The organism is Nocardioides oceani, from assembly GCF_030412965.1.
In the GTDB taxonomy this organism is placed as follows: Bacteria; Actinomycetota; Actinomycetes; order Propionibacteriales; family Nocardioidaceae; genus Nocardioides; species Nocardioides oceani.
This window is the reverse complement of record NZ_JAUHJQ010000117.1, coordinates 1-288: the sequence shown is the minus strand read 5'-3', so window position 1 is coordinate 288 and position 288 is coordinate 1. Positions and strand designations below refer to the sequence as shown.

The following is a 288-nucleotide window of genomic DNA, read 5'->3' as shown; positions in this document are numbered from 1 at the left end:
GGCTGTTGAAGGAGACTACCATGGATGCCTCGGTCTTACCGACGTTGAACTGCAAGTGCATGAGGCCCCGTGGGATGAGGAACGTCTCTCCAGCGCGCACCACCCTCGAGTAAAGCTTGTTCCCGGAGTCGAGGCTGCCGAGGATTCCCACGAGGAGCTCACCTTTCATCACGATGCCGATCTCGGTGGCACGCGGGTGGATGTGTGGCGGGTTGGTGCCTCTAGGCGCAAAGTCCACGCGGTTCATGGACACACCCAGCGTGTTCGTACCGGGCCACTCAGCCACGT

Annotated in this window: 1 protein-coding gene; it reads right to left on the bottom strand. The window is 61.1% G+C overall.

The window, feature by feature from the left end:
• A partial coding sequence (locus QWY28_RS23495; protein ID WP_300955329.1) for a cupin domain-containing protein occupies positions 1-247 on the bottom strand: 247 nt, incomplete at its 3' end.
• Positions 248-288 lie beyond the last annotated feature (41 nt).